The 16795-nt window shown below is 62.5% G+C and carries 15 protein-coding genes; 5 read left to right on the top strand and 10 right to left on the bottom strand.

All coding sequences use genetic code 11. The features are described 5' to 3' along the window. Positions 1-4: 4 nt before the first annotated feature. The 3 genes from AC1Q6E_RS02505 to AC1Q6E_RS02515 are packed head-to-tail and all read right to left on the bottom strand — an operon-like array spanning position 5 to position 3806. Positions 5-1342: a DotU family type IV/VI secretion system protein gene (locus tag AC1Q6E_RS02505; RefSeq protein ID WP_296557297.1), complete on the bottom strand. Its 1338-nt coding sequence runs from the start codon at positions 1340-1342 to the stop codon at positions 5-7. Positions 1343-1369: 27 nt separating this feature from the next. Beyond that, complete coding sequence (gene tssK, locus AC1Q6E_RS02510) at positions 1370-2791, bottom strand: type VI secretion system baseplate subunit TssK (RefSeq protein WP_492572140.1); 1422 nt, start codon at positions 2789-2791, stop codon at positions 1370-1372. A gap of 34 nt (positions 2792-2825) precedes the next feature. Then, a complete protein-coding gene (locus AC1Q6E_RS02515) occupies positions 2826-3806 on the bottom strand; it encodes a TraB/GumN family protein (protein WP_492572141.1) in 981 nt (326 codons plus the stop codon). 187 nt (positions 3807-3993) lie between these two features. Here AC1Q6E_RS02515 and AC1Q6E_RS02520 point away from each other — a divergent pair, with 187 nt between their 5' ends. Next, positions 3994-4659, top strand: coding sequence for a response regulator transcription factor (locus AC1Q6E_RS02520; RefSeq protein WP_296557301.1), 666 nt, complete (start codon positions 3994-3996; stop codon positions 4657-4659). A gap of 5 nt (positions 4660-4664) precedes the next feature. On the opposite strand, the gene AC1Q6E_RS02525 is transcribed toward AC1Q6E_RS02520, so the two are convergent. The 7 genes from AC1Q6E_RS02525 to galU all read right to left on the bottom strand — a co-directional run bounded on the left by AC1Q6E_RS02525 (position 4665) and on the right by galU (position 10804). Next, complete coding sequence (locus AC1Q6E_RS02525; protein ID WP_492572142.1) at positions 4665-5354, bottom strand: nitroreductase; 690 nt, start codon at positions 5352-5354, stop codon at positions 4665-4667. A 58-nt stretch (positions 5355-5412) separates the two neighbouring features. After that, on the bottom strand, positions 5413-6426 hold the full coding sequence (gene rfbB / locus AC1Q6E_RS02530; protein ID WP_296557305.1) for a dTDP-glucose 4,6-dehydratase: 1014 nt from the start codon (positions 6424-6426) through the stop codon (positions 5413-5415). Continuing rightward, positions 6423-7304: a dTDP-4-dehydrorhamnose reductase gene (gene rfbD / locus AC1Q6E_RS02535; protein WP_492572143.1), complete on the bottom strand. Its 882-nt coding sequence runs from the start codon at positions 7302-7304 to the stop codon at positions 6423-6425. The genes rfbB and rfbD overlap by 4 nt, the downstream gene beginning before the upstream one ends. Further along, positions 7301-7867, bottom strand: coding sequence for a dTDP-4-dehydrorhamnose 3,5-epimerase (gene rfbC / locus AC1Q6E_RS02540; protein ID WP_492572144.1), 567 nt, complete (start codon positions 7865-7867; stop codon positions 7301-7303). Before rfbC ends, rfbD begins: the two co-directional genes overlap by 4 nt. Before the next feature lie 25 nt (positions 7868-7892). Next, a complete protein-coding gene (locus tag AC1Q6E_RS02545; protein ID WP_296557310.1) occupies positions 7893-8714 on the bottom strand; it encodes a symmetrical bis(5'-nucleosyl)-tetraphosphatase in 822 nt (273 codons plus the stop codon). After that, positions 8711-9889 (bottom strand): LPS export ABC transporter permease LptG, encoded by a 1179-nt coding sequence (lptG, locus tag AC1Q6E_RS02550; RefSeq protein ID WP_296557312.1) that lies wholly within the window; start codon positions 9887-9889, stop codon positions 8711-8713. Before lptG ends, AC1Q6E_RS02545 begins: the two co-directional genes overlap by 4 nt. 72 nt (positions 9890-9961) lie before the next feature. Continuing rightward, a complete protein-coding gene (galU, locus tag AC1Q6E_RS02555) occupies positions 9962-10804 on the bottom strand; it encodes a UTP--glucose-1-phosphate uridylyltransferase GalU (RefSeq protein WP_152793153.1) in 843 nt (280 codons plus the stop codon). A gap of 349 nt (positions 10805-11153) precedes the next feature. Between galU and AC1Q6E_RS02560 the strand changes: the two genes are divergently transcribed. The 4 genes from AC1Q6E_RS02560 (at position 11154) to AC1Q6E_RS02575 (ending at position 16687) form a co-directional block, all read left to right on the top strand. After that, the gene (locus AC1Q6E_RS02560; RefSeq protein WP_152793154.1) at positions 11154-12686 is read left to right on the top strand and encodes a capsule assembly Wzi family protein; all 1533 of its coding nucleotides are present in this window, start codon (positions 11154-11156) and stop codon (positions 12684-12686) included. Between the two features lie 84 nt (positions 12687-12770). After that, complete coding sequence (locus AC1Q6E_RS02565; protein ID WP_296557428.1) at positions 12771-13226, top strand: low molecular weight protein-tyrosine-phosphatase; 456 nt, start codon at positions 12771-12773, stop codon at positions 13224-13226. An 11-nt stretch (positions 13227-13237) separates the two neighbouring features. Continuing rightward, the gene (locus tag AC1Q6E_RS02570; RefSeq protein ID WP_152793156.1) at positions 13238-14440 is read left to right on the top strand and encodes a polysaccharide biosynthesis/export family protein; all 1203 of its coding nucleotides are present in this window, start codon (positions 13238-13240) and stop codon (positions 14438-14440) included. 18 nt (positions 14441-14458) lie between these two features. Beyond that, entirely contained in the window at positions 14459-16687 is a 2229-nt protein-coding gene (locus AC1Q6E_RS02575; RefSeq protein WP_152793157.1) for a polysaccharide biosynthesis tyrosine autokinase, read from the top strand. The last annotated feature ends 108 nt before the right edge of the window (positions 16688-16795 follow it).

Consider the following 16795-nt stretch of genomic DNA (forward strand, 5'->3'; position numbering starts at 1 on the left):
GGCGTCACCGCTTCGGTTCGGTTTGCAGGAACAGGAAATTCGCGGCCAGCTTGTCGTTGCTCCGGTGCGCATCCAGGAACTCGCGCAGCTTGGGCAGGTAGGCCGATGCCGGTTCGTACTCGGGCCGCTCCGCCGTGTACAGCGGCGACGGCGAACTGACCACCGTGATCAACTCCTGGCCGAAGGGCGGCCCGACGATCCAGCCCTCGGGTATCTTCTCGCCCACGTTGAATTGCTCGCCCGCGCGTATCAGCCGGCCGTTCTCCGGTTCGCGCTTGTTGGGATACAGATGGATGACCGAGCCGTCCACCGTGTAGTAGTCCACGTACAGGTAGCCGTCGTAGTCGGCCTGGCCCAGCTTGACGGTGACGCGTTCGCCTTCGGTGAAGCGATCCGAGTGGCCGGTGGTGGGCGTGACCTGCAGGCCGTGCCGGCGATCGAGGTTCCGGGCGCGGTAGGGCTTGAGCAGCGCCACCACCTCGCAATGCGGCCAGATGCGCACCTTGACGTCGAAGGCGGGCGACTTCACGCCCTTGATGGCGGCGATGTCTGTCTGCACCCGCGCGATGTCCTCGGGCCGCGAGACGAAGCCGCTCACCGTGGTCGCGCCGCTTTCGGCCACCTGTCCGGCCAGCTCCGAGCACGCGTAGGTCTGCAATTGCCCCTGCACCAGATCCGCGACCGAAGGACCGGTGTCGCGCGGACCCGCCACCAGCAGCCATAGCAGATAGCCGACCGGGATCAGCAGGGCCACCGCCGCGCCGGCCTTCAGCAGCAGCTTGTCCCACTGCTTGGGATAGCGCGGTCCGGACGGATCCTTCATCAGGTAGGGCTGCGGCGTGATGGGTTCCTCGCGCAGCGTGTGCAGGGCCGCCGGCGGTACGGGTAGCTGGCGGCCGTGCAGTTCCTTGAGCTTGCCCAGTTCGCCGGTGTCCGCGGTCTCGAAGTAATACTGGCCGACGAATCCCAGCAGCAGCGCGTGGTAATAGACTTCGCGCACCTCGTCCTCGTCCGACTTCAGGATGGACAGGTGGTGGAAGAACTCGTTGCCGGCGTTGTTGGTGTTGAACAGCGCGACCTGCAGCGGCGTGACGCTGTTCCAGTAGGCGGGGTTGCGCGTGATGATCTCGTCGAACCAGGACACCACCGCGAAACAGGCCGATTCCACGTGTTCGGGCCGCTTGCCGGCCGCCAGCGCCGCCGCCTTCGCCGCGGCGATCAGTTTGCGCGCGTGCTCTTGAACCTCGGCGGCCCCGTTGCCGGCGGTGCCGGCGGCGATCCGCTCGTCCAGCTCCAGGCCGAACGAGAAGACCGGTGAAAAGAAATCCAGCAGGCGTGCCATGGATGACTCCTGGTTGGGCGCTTGTTGCTATTCTTCTGCGCCGACGGGGAACAGCTTGATGACCGTCTCGTCTGCGGGGAGATCGGAAAAGATCGAGATGTTTCGCCGATCCTTGATGAATTGCCAGAACTGGTGCCGGGTATCGATCAGGAAATACGTCGTGTTCGGCGTCTTCTGCGGCAACTCCTCGGGCGGTACCGGCAGCAGGTCGATCTTCAGGCCGAAGAGCGCCGCCTGCAGCAGCCGCGGCATCTCCTCGCTCGAGGCGATCTTGCCGGTGCGTTGCAGCCGCTGGGCCAGCTCCATGCCCTGCACCGATGATTCGAAGGCCAGGTAGAAGCGCGTCTTGTCCGACGCGAACAGGCTCACCGGCAGGTCGGCCTTGTGGAAGCGGCCGTCGTAGGCCAGGGTGATGCCGACCTCCGCGCCCACCGTCAGCGCCTTGATCAACATTTCCGCGCGGGTGAAAGCCAGCTTGAAGCAGCGCCGCAGGTCGTCGTGGTCGTAGACCGGCAGCTCGGTTTCCGCGGGGTTGGGCTGCAGTCCCCCGGCGTAGCCGATTTCTTCGGAGAACACCGAGAACTCCGCCACCAGCCGCCGCAGGTCCTGGTACAGCGGCCAGGGCGGCACCATGCCCAGCCGCACGTGTTCCTGCAGCAGCGGGATGTAGCGCGCGAAGGTCTGCATCATCAGCACCCGCATCACTTCCTGCGCGCTGGTCGAGGCCGCGCGTATGCCGCGCTGGCGCTTGGCCGAGGCGAAATCCTGGCCGCGCGACACGACCAGATCGCGCAGCGCGCGCGTCCAGCGAGCGAGGTTGGACGACGCGTTCAGGGACACCAGCGGCGGCACGTAGTCCGGGGAAGGCTTGAAGCGGCCCGGGCCATTGGGAAGGATCTCGGCGAATTTGCAGGACTCCGCGCCGCCCAGCAGCGCGTCGGCATGCTCGTCCAGGCTGCACACGATCTGCGGCTGGCAATCGACGAAGTCCACATCCACCGCGGGCGCCTGCGGATCGAACGGATCGGCCACGTGCTCCGTGCGCAGCGCATGCCGTGCCGGCAGCAGCGACTTCTGCGCCGAGCCCAGCCCCTGGACCGTGGGGTCGCGCGCCAGCACGAGATAGAGCGAGATCGGATCGTTGCCCGCCACCGTCATCTCCAGCAGGCTGCGCTCGGGAACCTGGGCGTTGCCCGGCGCTGGCGCGCCGGCCGAGCCGCCGCCCACCCAATGGCCATCGGCCGTCAGCAGCGCGTAGCGGGAAATCCGGACCACGCCGCCCGCCAGCGCCTGCTCGTCCAGCTCCAGCACTTCGAAGCCGCGCGGATAGGGCGAGTGCAGCCCATGCAAGGCCCACCCGTAGGCCCGCGCCCATTCCTCGTGACATTGCAGATGCTGCGGGGCCAGGAACGCGCCCTGGCCCCAGAAAACCTGCTGTCGGTTCAACATTCCGGTGTCCTCCCCGTAGCGTGCCGTCGCCCGTTCACAGCGGTTCCGCCACGATCAGGAAGCCGCGCTGCCTCAGCCGTTCCAGCAGGCCGGCGGCTCCCGTCAGATGAATGGCGCCCACGGCCACGAACATGCCACCGCGTCGCAGCAGCTCGTCCAGCCTGGGCAGCCAGCGTTCATTGCGCGCTTCGATCAGGCAGCGCCGCGCCCGTTCCTCGATGGGGCGGGCACGCGCGTCCAGCCCCACCATCGCGTCGATCTCGTCCAGCCACGCGGCCAGATTGCGGCTGCGGTAGTACTCCAGCACCCGGGCCGACTGTTCACCGAAGAGCCAGGGAGTCCGCAGGCGTTGCGCCAGCACCAGCGCCTGCTCCGTCGACGGCACGCAGTCCAGCGCCGCCAATTGCTCGTCCAGTGTTTCCAGATGCTCGGTGCGCAATTGCATGTCCGCTGCCCAGCGTTCCAGCCGCCGATCCAGCGTCTGTTCGCCCGCCACCTCGCCGCGCGCCTCCAGCAGCGCCAGCGCCGCCCAGGGTTTCAGGCGGTACAGCAGGGCGGGCGACACCGCCGGCAGCAGCCGCTGCAGCTCGGCGAACGCCTGCTGGCCGATCAGGCCGGGCAAGCCGGCCTGATCGGCCAGCAACCGATAGCGTTCCTTCGACGCATCCCAGTGGGCGTCGTTGCCTGCCTCGTTGACCAGCATCCGCGTATGGCGCATCGCCTCCCGCATCACGCCGGTATCCAATGCCAATTCCTCGGGATCGCCGAAATGGATGGTGCCGAAGATGAAATTGACGGGTTCCTCCGTGGCGGCGCCTCGCGCGTCGTCGGATGCCGAGGCGGCCGATGGCGGCTGCACCCGGAAGAGGACGCTGCGCCACTGGCGCCAAGCCTCCGCCGGCGGCTCCTCCTCGCGTTGCGCCGCGCCAGGCTGCGCCGACGCGAACACCGGAACCCCCGCGGCGCAGGCCAGCGCCAGCAATAACGATCGCAGCGCCGACCATAACCCTGGCATGGACCGGCACGGGGGGCGGGAGTGCAGTCCCATGGTCCGCGTCCTCGTAGAAAGTGATGGCGATTCTTTCAGACGGGATATATCCGGGCCATATTCCGAGCGGCCTATATCGTTGGTGCAGGCCACGGGTCCTTGCTTAGCGGGGGCGGGCCGACTATCTTTACGATGTCAGGGATATGGGGGGAATATGAAGATCCTGATCGCTGATGACCACAGGCTGGTCATCGAGGCTGTCAAGGTAAAACTGGCCGAACTGGGGCCCGATGTCGAGTTCAGGATGGCGCTCAAGGTCGAAGACCTGCGGCGGGAAGCCTCCGACGACCTCGACCTGGCCCTGATCGACCTCACCATGCCCGGCGCGGAGGGCTACAGCCATATCGCCGAGCTGCGCGAGCGCCTGCCCGCGCTGCCCATCATCGTGCTGTCCGGCGTCGAGGATCCCGACGTCATGCGTGCCGCCATCGACCTGGGGGCCCTGGGCTTCATCCCCAAGGCCTATTCGCCCGACGTCATGCTGTCGGCGGTGCGGCTGGTACTGGCCGGTGGCGTGTTCGTGCCGCAGATGATGCTGTCCGGCATGTCCCACCAACCGTCCGGCGCCCCCCTGGCCGCGGCGGACGCCGCCGGCGGCGCCCGCTCGACTTCGCTGGACCAGTTGCGCGGCCTACTGACCGAACGGCAGGTCGACGTGCTGCGTCTATTGTCCCAGGGCAAGCCCAACAAACTCATCGCTCGCGACCTGGGCATCAGCGAAGGCACGGTCAAGATCCATCTGGCTGCCATCTTCCGCGCGCTGGACGTGCGCAATCGCACCGAGGCGGTGGTCGCGGCCCGCGGGCTGGCGGGCCTGTAGCCCGGTCAGTCCTCCACCCACCTTACGGCTTCGTCCACCGCGGCCCGCGACGTACGGAAGCCGTTGGCGGGATGGCCGGGATCCGCGAAGCCGAACGCAATCCCGCAGACCACCTTGCGATCCCGCGCGATGCCGAAATGATCGCGGATGAAGGGCGAATATTCCGCCAACGCAGCCTGCGCGATCGTCGCCACGCCCAGGCTGCGCGCCGCCAGCATGAAATTGCCCACGTAGGCGCCGCAATCCACGGCCCCGTATACGCCCAGCGCCTCGGGCGTGGTGACGATGGCTACATGCGGCGCGCCGAAGAACCGGAAATTCTCCGCACCTTGCCGGGCCGAGGCCTCGCGGTCTCCGCGCTGCACGCCCACGCTCGCGTACAACTGGAAACCGCACTCCCGCCGCCGTTCGCGATAGACGCCGGTGTACTCGCGGGGGAAGGGAAAGTCGGGATGCGTCTCTGGCTGGGACATTACGTGCTCGAACAAGGCCTGCCGGAACCGTTCCGTGCCCGCGTCCGCCGTCACGACCAGTTCCCAGGGCTGCGTGTTGCACCAGGAGGCGGTGCGCTGGGCCAGCGCGAGGATGCGCTGGATGGTGTCGCGGGGCAGTTGCTCCGGCAGGAAGCCGCGGCAGCTCCAGCGGTCCTGGAGCAGGCGGGTGAGCGAGGCGTGGTCGTCGGCGTGTGAGGTCATGGAGCGTTTCCCGAACCAGTATTGCCCGTGTTCCGCGGCATGCGGGCGATGCCGTCCATCATGCGGTCGGCCTGGCCAGGTACCATGCCAGCGTCTTTCGCATCGCGCCGTCGAAGTCCTCCCGCGGCGTCCATCCCAGCTCATCCCGCATCCGCGCCGCATCGATGGCATAGCGCCAGTCGTGTCCCGGCCGGTCGGCCACGAAGCGGATCAACCGGCGGTGCGGCGCGCCTGCGGGACGATGTTCGTCCATCAGCGCGCACAGTTTTTCGGCCACCTCGATGTTGTTCAACTCGCAGCCGCCGCCGATGTTGTAGGTCTCGCCCGTGCGCCCGTCCCGCAGCACCCGGTCGATGCCCCGGCAATGGTCGTCCACGTACAGCCAATCGCGCGAGTTTCCTCCGGTGCCGAACACCGGTATGGGCTCGTCCGCCAGGCAGCAGCGGATGATCGTCGGGATGAACTTCTCGTCGTGCTGATAGGGGCCGTAGTTGTTGGAGCAATGGGTCGTCACCACCGGCAGTCCGTACGTGCGGTGATAGGCGCGTACCAGGTGATCCGAGGCTGCCTTGCTGGCGGAGTAGGGCGAATTCGGCGCGTAGGGCGAAGCCTCGGTGAAGGGCGCGTCGTCCGGACCCAGCGAACCGTAGACCTCGTCCGTGGATATATGGTGGAAACGCCGCCCCTGCGCGGACGGCCCTTCGGCCAGCCATGCCTGGCGTGCCGCCTCCAGCAGCACGAAGGTCCCGTCCACGTTGGTCCGCACGAAATCGCCCGGCCCGGTGATGGAGCGGTCCACATGCGTTTCGGCGGCGAAGTGGACGATGGTATCGACGTCATGCTCGCGCAGCAGCCGCCCGACCAGCTCCGCGTCGCAGATGTCACCATGGACGAAGACATGGCGCCCGCTGGTGTCGAAGCGGGGAAGGATGCCGGGATCGGCCGCGTACGTCATCAGGTCGAGATTGACCACCCGCACGCCAGGATCGCCGGCCAGCAGATAGGCCACGAAATTCGCCCCGATGAAACCGGCGCCGCCGGTGACCAGGACATGCCGGGGAACATGACTCATGCCGCGTCCTTCCATGCGGACAGTACTTCTCGCAGGCCTGCCTGCCAATCCGGCGGTGCCAGGCCCAGGGCCTCGCGCGCCCGTGTGCCGTCCAGCACTGAATAGCGCGGGCGCCGGGCCGGGGTTGAGTAGTCGTCGCTATCGACGGCGGCCACTTCAGGTATCGAGTCCAGAAGACCCAGTTCGCGCGCACCGGCCAGGATCGACCGGGCGAAGCCATGCCAGGTCGTCGCCGGGCCGCCAGGATAATGATAGGTTCCCCAGGGAAGTTCATTGCCGGCCCTGATACGCGCCGCCAGCTCCAACAAGGCCAGGGCGATCGCGCCCGCGTGGGTGGGCGTGCCCGCCTGGTCGGCCACCACGCGCAGCGGCTGGCCCTCGCTGGCCCGCCGCAGGATCGTGCGCACGAAATTGCCGCCGTGCGCGCCGAACACCCACGACACCCGCAGCGTCAGGTGGCGGGGCAGGAGGGCTGGCAACAGCCGTTCTCCCTCCCATTTGCTGAGGCCGTAGGCATTCAGCGGCGAGGGGGCGTCATTCTCGGTGTAGGGGGTGGCTTTCCCGCCATCGAACACATAGCAGGTCGACAAATGCAGCAGCGCCGCACCCCGGGCCGCGCAGGCCCGGGCCAGGTGGCCGACGCCATCCCGGTTTACCGCCCAAGCCTGCCCGGGCTCGCCCTCCGCCTTGTCCACCGCCGTATAGGCGGCGGCATTGATCACGATGTCGGGGCGATGCTCGGCCATGATGCGGCGGGTGGCGCCGGCATCGGTGATATCCCACTGCCCGTGATCCAGCCCCACGACGCCCAGCGCCGCGCCGCGCAACACCAGCTCGTGTCCCAATTGCCCCCCGGCACCCGCGACCAGGATGGTCATGGCATGGCCCGGTAGACCGGCAAGCGGTCGTGAGGCAGGTCCGACAGCAGCGGGTGTGCGCCATCCTTGGCCGACAGTGTGTAGGGGCCCGCGTCGGGCCAGGCGATGTCCAGCGCGGGATCGTTCCAGCGCACGCCGGCCTCGGCGGCCGGGTCGTAGTAGGCCGTGCACTTGTAGACGACCTCGGCCTCGTCCGACAGCACGCAGAAACCGTGTGCGAAGCCAGGGGGAATCCATACTTGCCGGTGGGCGTCGCCATCCAGCTCCGTGCCGGCCCAGGCGCCGAAACGGGGCGATCCCCGCCGCACGTCAACCGCCACGTCGAAGATCCGGCCCCGCGCCACCCGCACCAGCTTGCCCTGCGCGTAGGGCCACTGGAAATGCAGCCCGCGCAGCACCCCGCGCCGCGACAGCGACTGGTTCTCCTGCACGAACCGGGCTTCGATGCCGGCTTGCTCCAGCCAACTCGCCCGGAATGTCTCCACGAAATACCCGCGTGCATCGCGCCGCACGTCGGGCGCGAACACCAGCACTTCCGGCAGGCGGGTTTCCAGCACGTCCACGATCACACCTCTTGCCGGCGGGCGATCAGCCCGGTACCTGATACTGTTGGCAGGCCACCTGCACCAGCCTGTGGTCCTCCAGGCGCGCCGCGGTCAACTGCCCGCCCCAGACGCAGCCCGTATCCAGCGCCAGCAGACCAGGGCGTTCCAGCAGGCCCAGGGTCGACCAATGCCCGAACACCACGGTGACCGATTCGGTCGCGCGCCCCGGCACGTCGAACCAAGGCATGAACCCGTCCGGCGCGTGCCTGGCGCTCGCTTTCGCCGCGAACTCCATCGTGCCGTCGGCCGAACAGAAGCGCATCCGCGTCAACGCGTTCACGATCACCCGCAGCCTGTCCGCCCCTTGCAGCCCATCATGCCAGGCCGTCGGCAGATTGCCGTACATCTGTCCCAGGAAGTCCCGCCAGTCCGGCCCGCGCAGGGTCGCCTCCACCTCGCCGGCCAGCGCCAGCGTCTGTGCTGCCGTCCAGCCCGGTAGCACGCCCGCATGGACCAGCAGATGCCCCAATTGGAAATGCGCCAACGGACGGTGCCGCAGCCAGGTCAGGATATCGGCGGCGTCCGGCGCGTCCAGGATCTCCTGGATCGTGTCCGATTTTCCCGCCTTGCGCAGCCCGGCGGCCACCGCCAACAAGTGCAGGTCGTGATTGCCCAGCACCGCCACGGCCCGTTCGCCCAGCGCCATCACCCTGCGTATCGTCGCCAGCGAAGCCGGGCCACGGTTGACCAGATCGCCCGCGAACCAGAACCGCGCATCGGCATCGCCGGCGATTTCCGGCTGCGAGAGCAGCGATTCCAGCGGCGCGCAGCACCCCTGCAAGTCGCCGATCATCCAGATACTCATGACGCGGCACCCGCCGCCTGCCGCCATCGGGCGCGCAGCAAATTACCGTACTCCATCCCCAGCATCGCCAGCAGCGCGACTCCCAGGGCCAGCGCATTGGGCGCGACCGCCGTCACCCAGGCCGGCCAGCGATTGAGCATGCCCACGTTCAGCGACAGCTGATTCAACATGAAAAAGCCCACGCCCAGCAGGATGCCCAGGAAAATCTTCACCCCGACTCCCCCGCGGCGCGTCTGCATGAACCCTATGGGCGCGGCGATAGTGATCATCGCCAGCAGCGTGAACGGATAGATCAACTTGCGCCAGATCGCCACGATCTGCCGGTCGGACGTCAGATGGTTCTTGTTCAGATAGCCCACATAGTCCAGCAGATCCGTGAACGACATCCGCTCGGGCGTCAGCACCCGGGCCAGCAGCAACTCCGGCGTCAACGTCGTGGACACGGTTCGCTCGGCCTCCCGGGTGACCACCACCGGGGCCTCGGTCGCCCGTGCCCCGCCATGCAGCGACGACTCCAGCGAGGGAGAGATCGTCGTGATCGCCACGTCATGCAGACGCAGCTCATTCGTGCCGAAACTGGCCGCCTTGGCCTGCGTGATGGAGGCCAGTTGCCGCGCCGACGTGAAGTCGTACAACGTGACGTCCGAGGCGCCACCACCGGCCTGCAGCGTTCCCACGTTGATGATGCGTTCGCCGCCGGGCGTGTCCTCCTTGAACCAGTAGCCGCTGCGCAGCACCCCTGACGACCGCCCGCCCGCGCTGCCGGTGATCGTCAACCGTGTCTCGTTCAACTTGATCTCGGCCGCCGGTGTCAGCCACTCCGCCAGCATGATCGCCAGGATCATCACCGGCACCGATACCAGCCACAGCATTCCCAGCAACCGCATCCCGCTGACCCCCGACACCCGCAGGATCACCAGTTCGTGCCGCTGCGCCAACCCGGCCAGCGCCAGGATGGCCCCGATCAGCAAACCGATGGGCAGGATGTCGTAGATCCGCGTCGGCAGCGCGAGCAACTCCAGGAACAGCAGGTGGTACAGCTTGAAGCCGCCGCGGCCCACCTGGTCCAGGTCGTCCACCAGGGCGAAGAACGAGAACAACCCCACCAGCGCCATGAGGACGACGGACGAGGAACGATAGATTTCGGTGGCCAGGTAGCGGCGGGCGGTGTTCACGGCGTATCGGAAAACGGGCAGGCCGTTAGTGTAAAGGATGGCCGGCGGGGGGAAGGCCGGCCCCGCCGCAAGTTACTTCACCTCGAAACCGTGATACTTCTTGCCCAGCGCCATCGTGGCTTCGAACAGCCCCGTCTTGCTGCCGCAGTCATAGCGCTTGCCATCGTAGCGATGCGCGAACACCTTCCGCTTGGCCTGCATCAGCGCCGCGATCCCGTCCGTCAACTGGATCTCGCCGCCGGCACCCTTGCCCAGCGTACGCAGGTGATCGAAGATCTCGCCTTCCAGCACGTAGCGGCCAACCACCGCCAGCGTGGACGGTGCGTCCTCCGGTGCGGGCTTCTCTACCATATTGAATACCTGGGCCGTCTGGCCCGAGGCGTCCCGCGTATCGACGATCCCGTACTTCGACGTGTCCTGCCGGTCCACGTCCTGTACGCCCAGCACGCTACCACCATTGGCCTGGGCGGCGTCGACCAGCTGCTTTGTAACAGGTACGTCCGCATCGATCAGGTCATCGGCCAGCAGCACCGCGAACGGCTCCCGGCCCACCACCGGCTCGGCGCACAGCACCGCGTGGCCCAGACCCAGGGGAGCGGGCTGCCTAATATAGATACAGTTCACCGATGGCGGGATGATGTTCCTGACCGTGCGCAGCAGTTCGATCTTGTGCTTGGCCACCAGCTCGGCTTCCAGTTCGGGCATCGAGTCGAAGTGATCCTCGATCGCCCGCTTGTTGCGGCCCGTGATGAAGACCATCGTCGAGATCCCCGCCGCCACCGCTTCCTCGACGGCGTACTGGATCAAGGGCTTGTCGATGACGGGCAGCATCTCCTTCGGCATGGCTTTTGTTGCAGGAAGGAAACGCGTGCCCAGGCCGGCGACAGGAAAGACAGCGGTGCGGATGGGTTTCATAGAAGAGACTCGAGAAAAGGTGAGAATGCTGTGTTGCTGGGCATGTTACTCGACTTGCTTCTCGTTCCGGGACTGCTGGAGGGCGGAAATTGAGTGGAAGGAAAAGGGAAAAAGCGCCTGTTACCGTTGATCAAACTCTGGTAACGAGGGCTATCATGTCGACTCCTGGAGAGCAATCAGACATTAGTGAAACCTTCCATCGCGGGATGATCGCAAATTTGTTATAGAAATTAAGTGCGATATGGAGGCTGAGGGTTTCATGGTATGTTTGCTCGCCTTTGCCTCTTCCATGAAACCAAGGGTTTACCCTTGGTTTGCTGTGGGTTGACCCCTCTCCTCGACGCCTATCGTGCACAAAAGTGGTCTGATTCGTTTGGATTCGCCAATCGGCAAGCATGTCATTCGATTCATTACTGTAAGCCTGCTGGGGGCCGGTGTCTTCACGGCGGGCTCCGGTGCCGCCTGGGCGCAGAATGCCGCGATGATCGAGGCTGGCAACCAGGATCTCCGGGAGGACATTCAGTGGCTGGTCGACCGAAGGATTATCGGCTACGTGTCTACATCCACGTGGCCTATTCCGGTGTCCGTATTGGAAACCGCCATGGAGGCCCGCAAGAAGAAGGGGCTGACGCGAGCGGATGTGCATGCGATCTTGTCAGTACGGCGCTATCTGGACGATCAACGGAAGGCCAGTTTCGGGGTTATCGCCCAGGTCAATACTGACTCTTTGCCGCAATTGGGATTTGCGAGCCAGAGTCGGGCGGCTGCCACCGGGAGCGTTTACCTGCAGGGCGGAAACGACACCGTGGCGGGCAAGCTCCAGGTCAACGGCTTGCTGGATCCTTTGACCAGCAAGCAGTCTAAAGGCAACTTGGAAGGCAGCTATGTGTCGGCTCGCTTCCTGGGCCAGGCCTTGTACGTCGGGCAATTGGCCCATTTTTGGGGTCCGGGTACGGACGGCAGTCTGAATTGGGGAAATGCAGCGACTGCCATACCAGGTATTGGAATTCAACGGGCGACACAAACAGCCCCGGAAAGTAGCTGGCTCTCGTGGGTTGGGCCATGGGGTTACGACGTTTTCCTGGGGCAATTGCAGCACGACAAGACCGTACCAAACGCCAGAGTGATAAACATGCGGGCTTTCTTCCAGCCTATCCCGGGCCTGGAGTTGGGAGCATCGAGATTTATCGAATGGGGCGGAAGCGGAAGAGATAACGGCTGGAGCGCGTTGTGGAACGCGTTGAGCGGCAATTCCAACGAATATGCTGCTGGAAAAGACCCCAGCAACGAGTTGTCGGGGTTCGATGTGAGGTATACCGTCAATATCGGCGGCAATCCTTTGACGGCCTATGCTCAATTGGCCGGCGAGGATGAGGCGGGCGGACTGCCCTCCCATTACCTGGCGCAAGTCGGGACCCAGTTCAAGCATATGGTAGGCGCAACCAGGGTTCAATGGAACGCGGAAGCGGCGGATACGACGGCGAGCAGGGTTTTTGGATTGGGAACAGGGATTATAGGAACTGCCTACAATCATGGGACCTATCGAGACGGGCTCTATCACGATGGACTTCCGATCGGGCACCCCATAGGCGGAACTGGCCGGATGCTGTCAGCAGGAGTGTCTGTCGTGCCTGACGATTTCCGTTATTTCTCTCGCTATGCCTTCCGCATGCTGCAGGCGGAAATCAATACGGCGAACAGATCCACAAATTACGTGTTTCCGAAAGAAAGTAAATTGATGGGAATGGAGTTTTCGTATTCATGGCGAATCAGGCCCATGACATTCCGGGCTGGAGCGGTTGTTTTGCGACGAATTTCTGGTGCTGCCGATAACGGTTTCAGTTTGATGTTTTCCATGAACATGCCATTGAATGGAATATGAAAACTGGCGGTGGCAGTTCGTGGAATCTTTGCGTTTTTTCATAGGCTTATGTTGTTAGACTCCAATGCGCCAGTGCTCTTGGTGATGTGCACGGGAAACGTGTGCCGCAGCCCGATGGCCGAAGCCCTGATGAATCATTACGTAAGTAATTGGGGCATCAGTGCCAACGTGATTTCCAGAGGGTTGGCCGCGCCGGTCGGACGATCTCCACATCCGCATGCAATCCGTGTGGCAGAAGCGCACGGCATACCATTGGCGCCGGATAAACGCGCCGCGCAAGTCAGCAGCGCGGACATGGCGATGGCGACAGCTATATTCATCATGGACTCGGACCATCGCCGGGAAGTACAGAAAGCTTATCCGACCGCGTCGGGGAAGACGTTTCTGCTGGGACAATGGCAAGGCCAGGAAATTGCGGACCCCATCAACGAACCGCTACCCAAATTCGAAGATGCCTGGGTGCAATGTGACCAGGGTGTTCAGGAATGGCTTAAACGCCTGCGTGATGCCGATATCGTGCGTTTCGTTGAAAATGTATGAACTAAAAGTGCGTGCAAATCATTGCCGCGGTGAGTGAATTGATAGGAGTTTTCGAAGTGGCGAAGCCTCGCATTCGTTTTTCGTTATGTGCTTTGGCGCGGAGCAGCGTAATAGCGTTAGTGCCAATGGCAGGATGCTCGCTTGTACCAGGTCAATATCTTGGAATAACTCCGAAGATTAACGAAACTGACCGTGCTTATGCATATGACACGACGGGAATTGAATCGGTAGAAGAGCGAGCGGATATTTTTTCAATCACTTCTACAGCAATTCTGGAGCAGGAAAAAGAGCGGGACGCCGCGCGGAAAAAAGTAGAGGCGTTGCGGGCGGAAAGTGAGCGTCAGAATAAAGTCGGAACATACGATTATTATGTAGGTGTCCAGGACGTATTGCTCGTCACTGTCTGGAATCATCCGGAAATCAACAACCCTGGTGGTAGCGTCAATGCCGCGGTTTCCGGGCGAGTAATCAATGAAGACGGGACGTTCTTTTTCCCCTACGCCGGCAAGGTCAACGCCGAAGGCAAGACTGTTCAGCAGATCAGAGATGAGTTGACGAAACGGCTTTCCAGGGTTCTCGTGGAACCGCAGGTTGATGTTTCTGTTCTGCAATACCGCAGCAAGCGGGCCTTCATTTTAGGCCAGGTGGAAAAGCCGGGAATAATTCCCTTGACGGGAATACCTCTGACCGTAGCGGACTTGATAACCTCCGCAGGTGGACTTAAAACGGATGCTGATCTTCGAAGAGTCAGCCTGGTACGTCCCGGTAGCGCTGCTCAAACCCTCGATCTATATGCCTTGTATTATGAAGGCGACCTTTCCCAGAATATGTTGCTCCGGCCCGGCGACGTGGTCACGGTACCCGAAAATCGCTACAACAAGATTTTTGTTCTAGGCGAAGTCGGTAGGCCCCAGTCGTTTGCATTGCCTGGTGGACGCTTCAGCCTGGCCGATGCCATCGCCGACGCGGGTGGGTTTAATCCCCTGTCTTCCAACGCCGGGCAATTGTATGTGATTCGAAATGGGAAGAGCAATCGGCCGCAGATTTGGCATCTCGATGCCGCGAGTCCTGATGCTTTGGTCCTGGCCGATGGGTTCGAGTTGGAACCGAGGGATATCGTATATGTAGATCCCGCTGGGGTCGCCCGGTTCAGCAGAGTGTTGAATAACATCCTGCCAACCGCTGCCGTCGCGCGGCCTGCTATTCAGAATTAATTACAATCGGCTCAATCCATGGATTCCGCAAAAATTGACGGCGACTCGTCGTATGAAATAAATCTTGGGGCACTTCTTGATATTTTGCTCCAATATGTCTGGGTAATTGTTTCAGTTTTCGTCGTTATCTTCGCGATTGGCGTAGGTTACGTCACGTTCGCTACGCCCATATATCGCGCGGACGCTCTGATTCAAGTCGAAGATAACAAGCCGTCGATGTTGAGCGGTATCCAGAATATTGCGAATGCGTTGGGAACCAGCTCGAATCCCGTTACCGGGGAAATTGAGATTCTGTTGTCCAGGGAAGTGTTGTTCAAGGCAATTTCTGGAATACAGGCGGATATTCAGATCCACCCCAAATTTTTCCCGGTCGTCGGTGCGTGGTACGCCAGGGTCTTTGGAAAGAATCCTGCCGACAGTACTGCGCCGTTCAATCTGAATGAATATGCCTGGGGTAAAGAGCGGCTGAGGCTGGACAGTCTTGAGTTCAGCGACGGCAGTGCGGGAGGGGTTTTTTATTTTCGTGCCCGCGAAAACGGCTTTGATATCGAGGATGAGTCGGGCAAGGTCCTGACATCCGGCCAGGTTGGTCGCATGTTTGAGTTCAAGACCGATAACGCAACGGTAAAAGGCTCGGTTTCGTTGTTGAATGCCAGGCCGGGGGTCGTATTTCAAGTCGAGAAAGTTTCTCCCGTCAAAGCATACAAGGCGATCTCCTCCCGCTTGAAGATCGACGAGGCAACACGGCAAAGTGGGATCATCCGGGTCAGCTACGAAGACTCGGACGCCGATTTTGCCCAAAGGCTGGTGAACGCCATTTCCAAGGCCTATCTGCTGCAGAACGTCGAGCGCCGCAGTGCCGAGGCGGATCAGAGCCTGCGGTTCTTGAACACTCAAATGCCTGAAATCAAAAAGAGTGTCGAGCAATCTGAAGATGCTCTCACTACTTTCCGGACAAAAACAAATACTGTCCGGGTTGAAAAAGAGGCAGATGGACTGCTTGCCCGGTCTATCGACGTGGAACGGGGGCGCCTGGAGCTGCAGCTGAAGCTGGACGAGATGCGGCAGCGCTTCAAGTCCGATCATCCTCAGATCAAGGCCTTGGAATCCCAAATTGAAGAGACCAAACGAGAGGGTGGTCGCGTTAACGAGCAGGTAAACCGTCTGCCGGCGGCACAACGTGATCTGCTGCGCTTGGAGCGTGACGCTACGGTCAACAGCGAGCTGTATATCGCGTTGCTGAACAACGTCCAGCAGCTGAAGGTTGCCAAGGCGGGAACCATTGGAAACGTCAGGGTCGTGGATTATGCGATCAGAGACGATGTCCCCGTAGCTCCACAGAAGTCCCTGGTGCTGGCTATCGCGGCCTTTGCCGGGATTGTTCTGGGAGTCATTGCCGCTGTCGTTGCCCGCTTGCTGCGGCCAACGGTGCGGGATGCCGCGGAAGTAGAAAGAGCCACTGGTTTGGTATCGTACGCCAGCGTCCCCGAGAGCATTTCCCAGGAAAAACTGGATTCCCATCTCCGAGACAAGCGAGGGCGTAAAGCCATTGTCGAGGGGAGGAATCAGTTGCTGGCGCTGATAGCGCCGGAAGATCCTGCAATCGAGAGCCTGCGTTCGTTGAGGACCGGCCTGGCATTTGCGCTGATGGGAGCTGGCAACAAGAATGTCGTGATCACCGGCCCGACCGCAGGGCTGGGGAAGAGCTTCATTTCTGCGAACTTGAGCGCTCTATTGGCGGCCAGCGGCAAGAGGATTCTTCTCGTTGAGACCGATATGAGAAGGCCGCAATTGGGAACATATTTCGGCTACAAGGAAAAAAGAGGGCTGGCAGAGATACTGGTGGGCGCCCAGCGTTTTGATGACGTGGTTTATAAGGTGGATGTCCTGGATGGAAATCTGGACGTCCTGCCTGCCGGTTCGATTCCGCCCAATCCTGGCGAACTTCTGCTGAACGAGAGATTCACCGAGCTGGTTCGTTCGATCCAGGATCGCTATGATTATCTGATTTTTGACTCTGCTCCCGTATTGCCGGTCGGGGATACGCTGGCCGTTACCCGCATAGCCGATGCTGTTTTCATGGTGGTTCGCTCGGAGTGCAGCACGTTCGGTGAGGTCAGGGATGCCGTAAGCAAGCTTGAATCCGTAGGTAGCTCGGTGAAGGGCATGATATTCAATGGTGTCAAGCGGCGGCGCATCGGGTATGGCTACGCTTACCGCTACTATTACAGCTACGGACGAGACTGAGTTTACCAATGGATCGGAGAGCGGGCGCAGGCTGCGCTCTCCGTGCGTTGACGAGTGACGTGAATGTTTCTTGTAGTGTTGCTGCTATAAATTACTAAACTGACGATT

It is taken from the genome of Pigmentiphaga sp. MLSB6-MA01, from assembly GCF_058793475.1.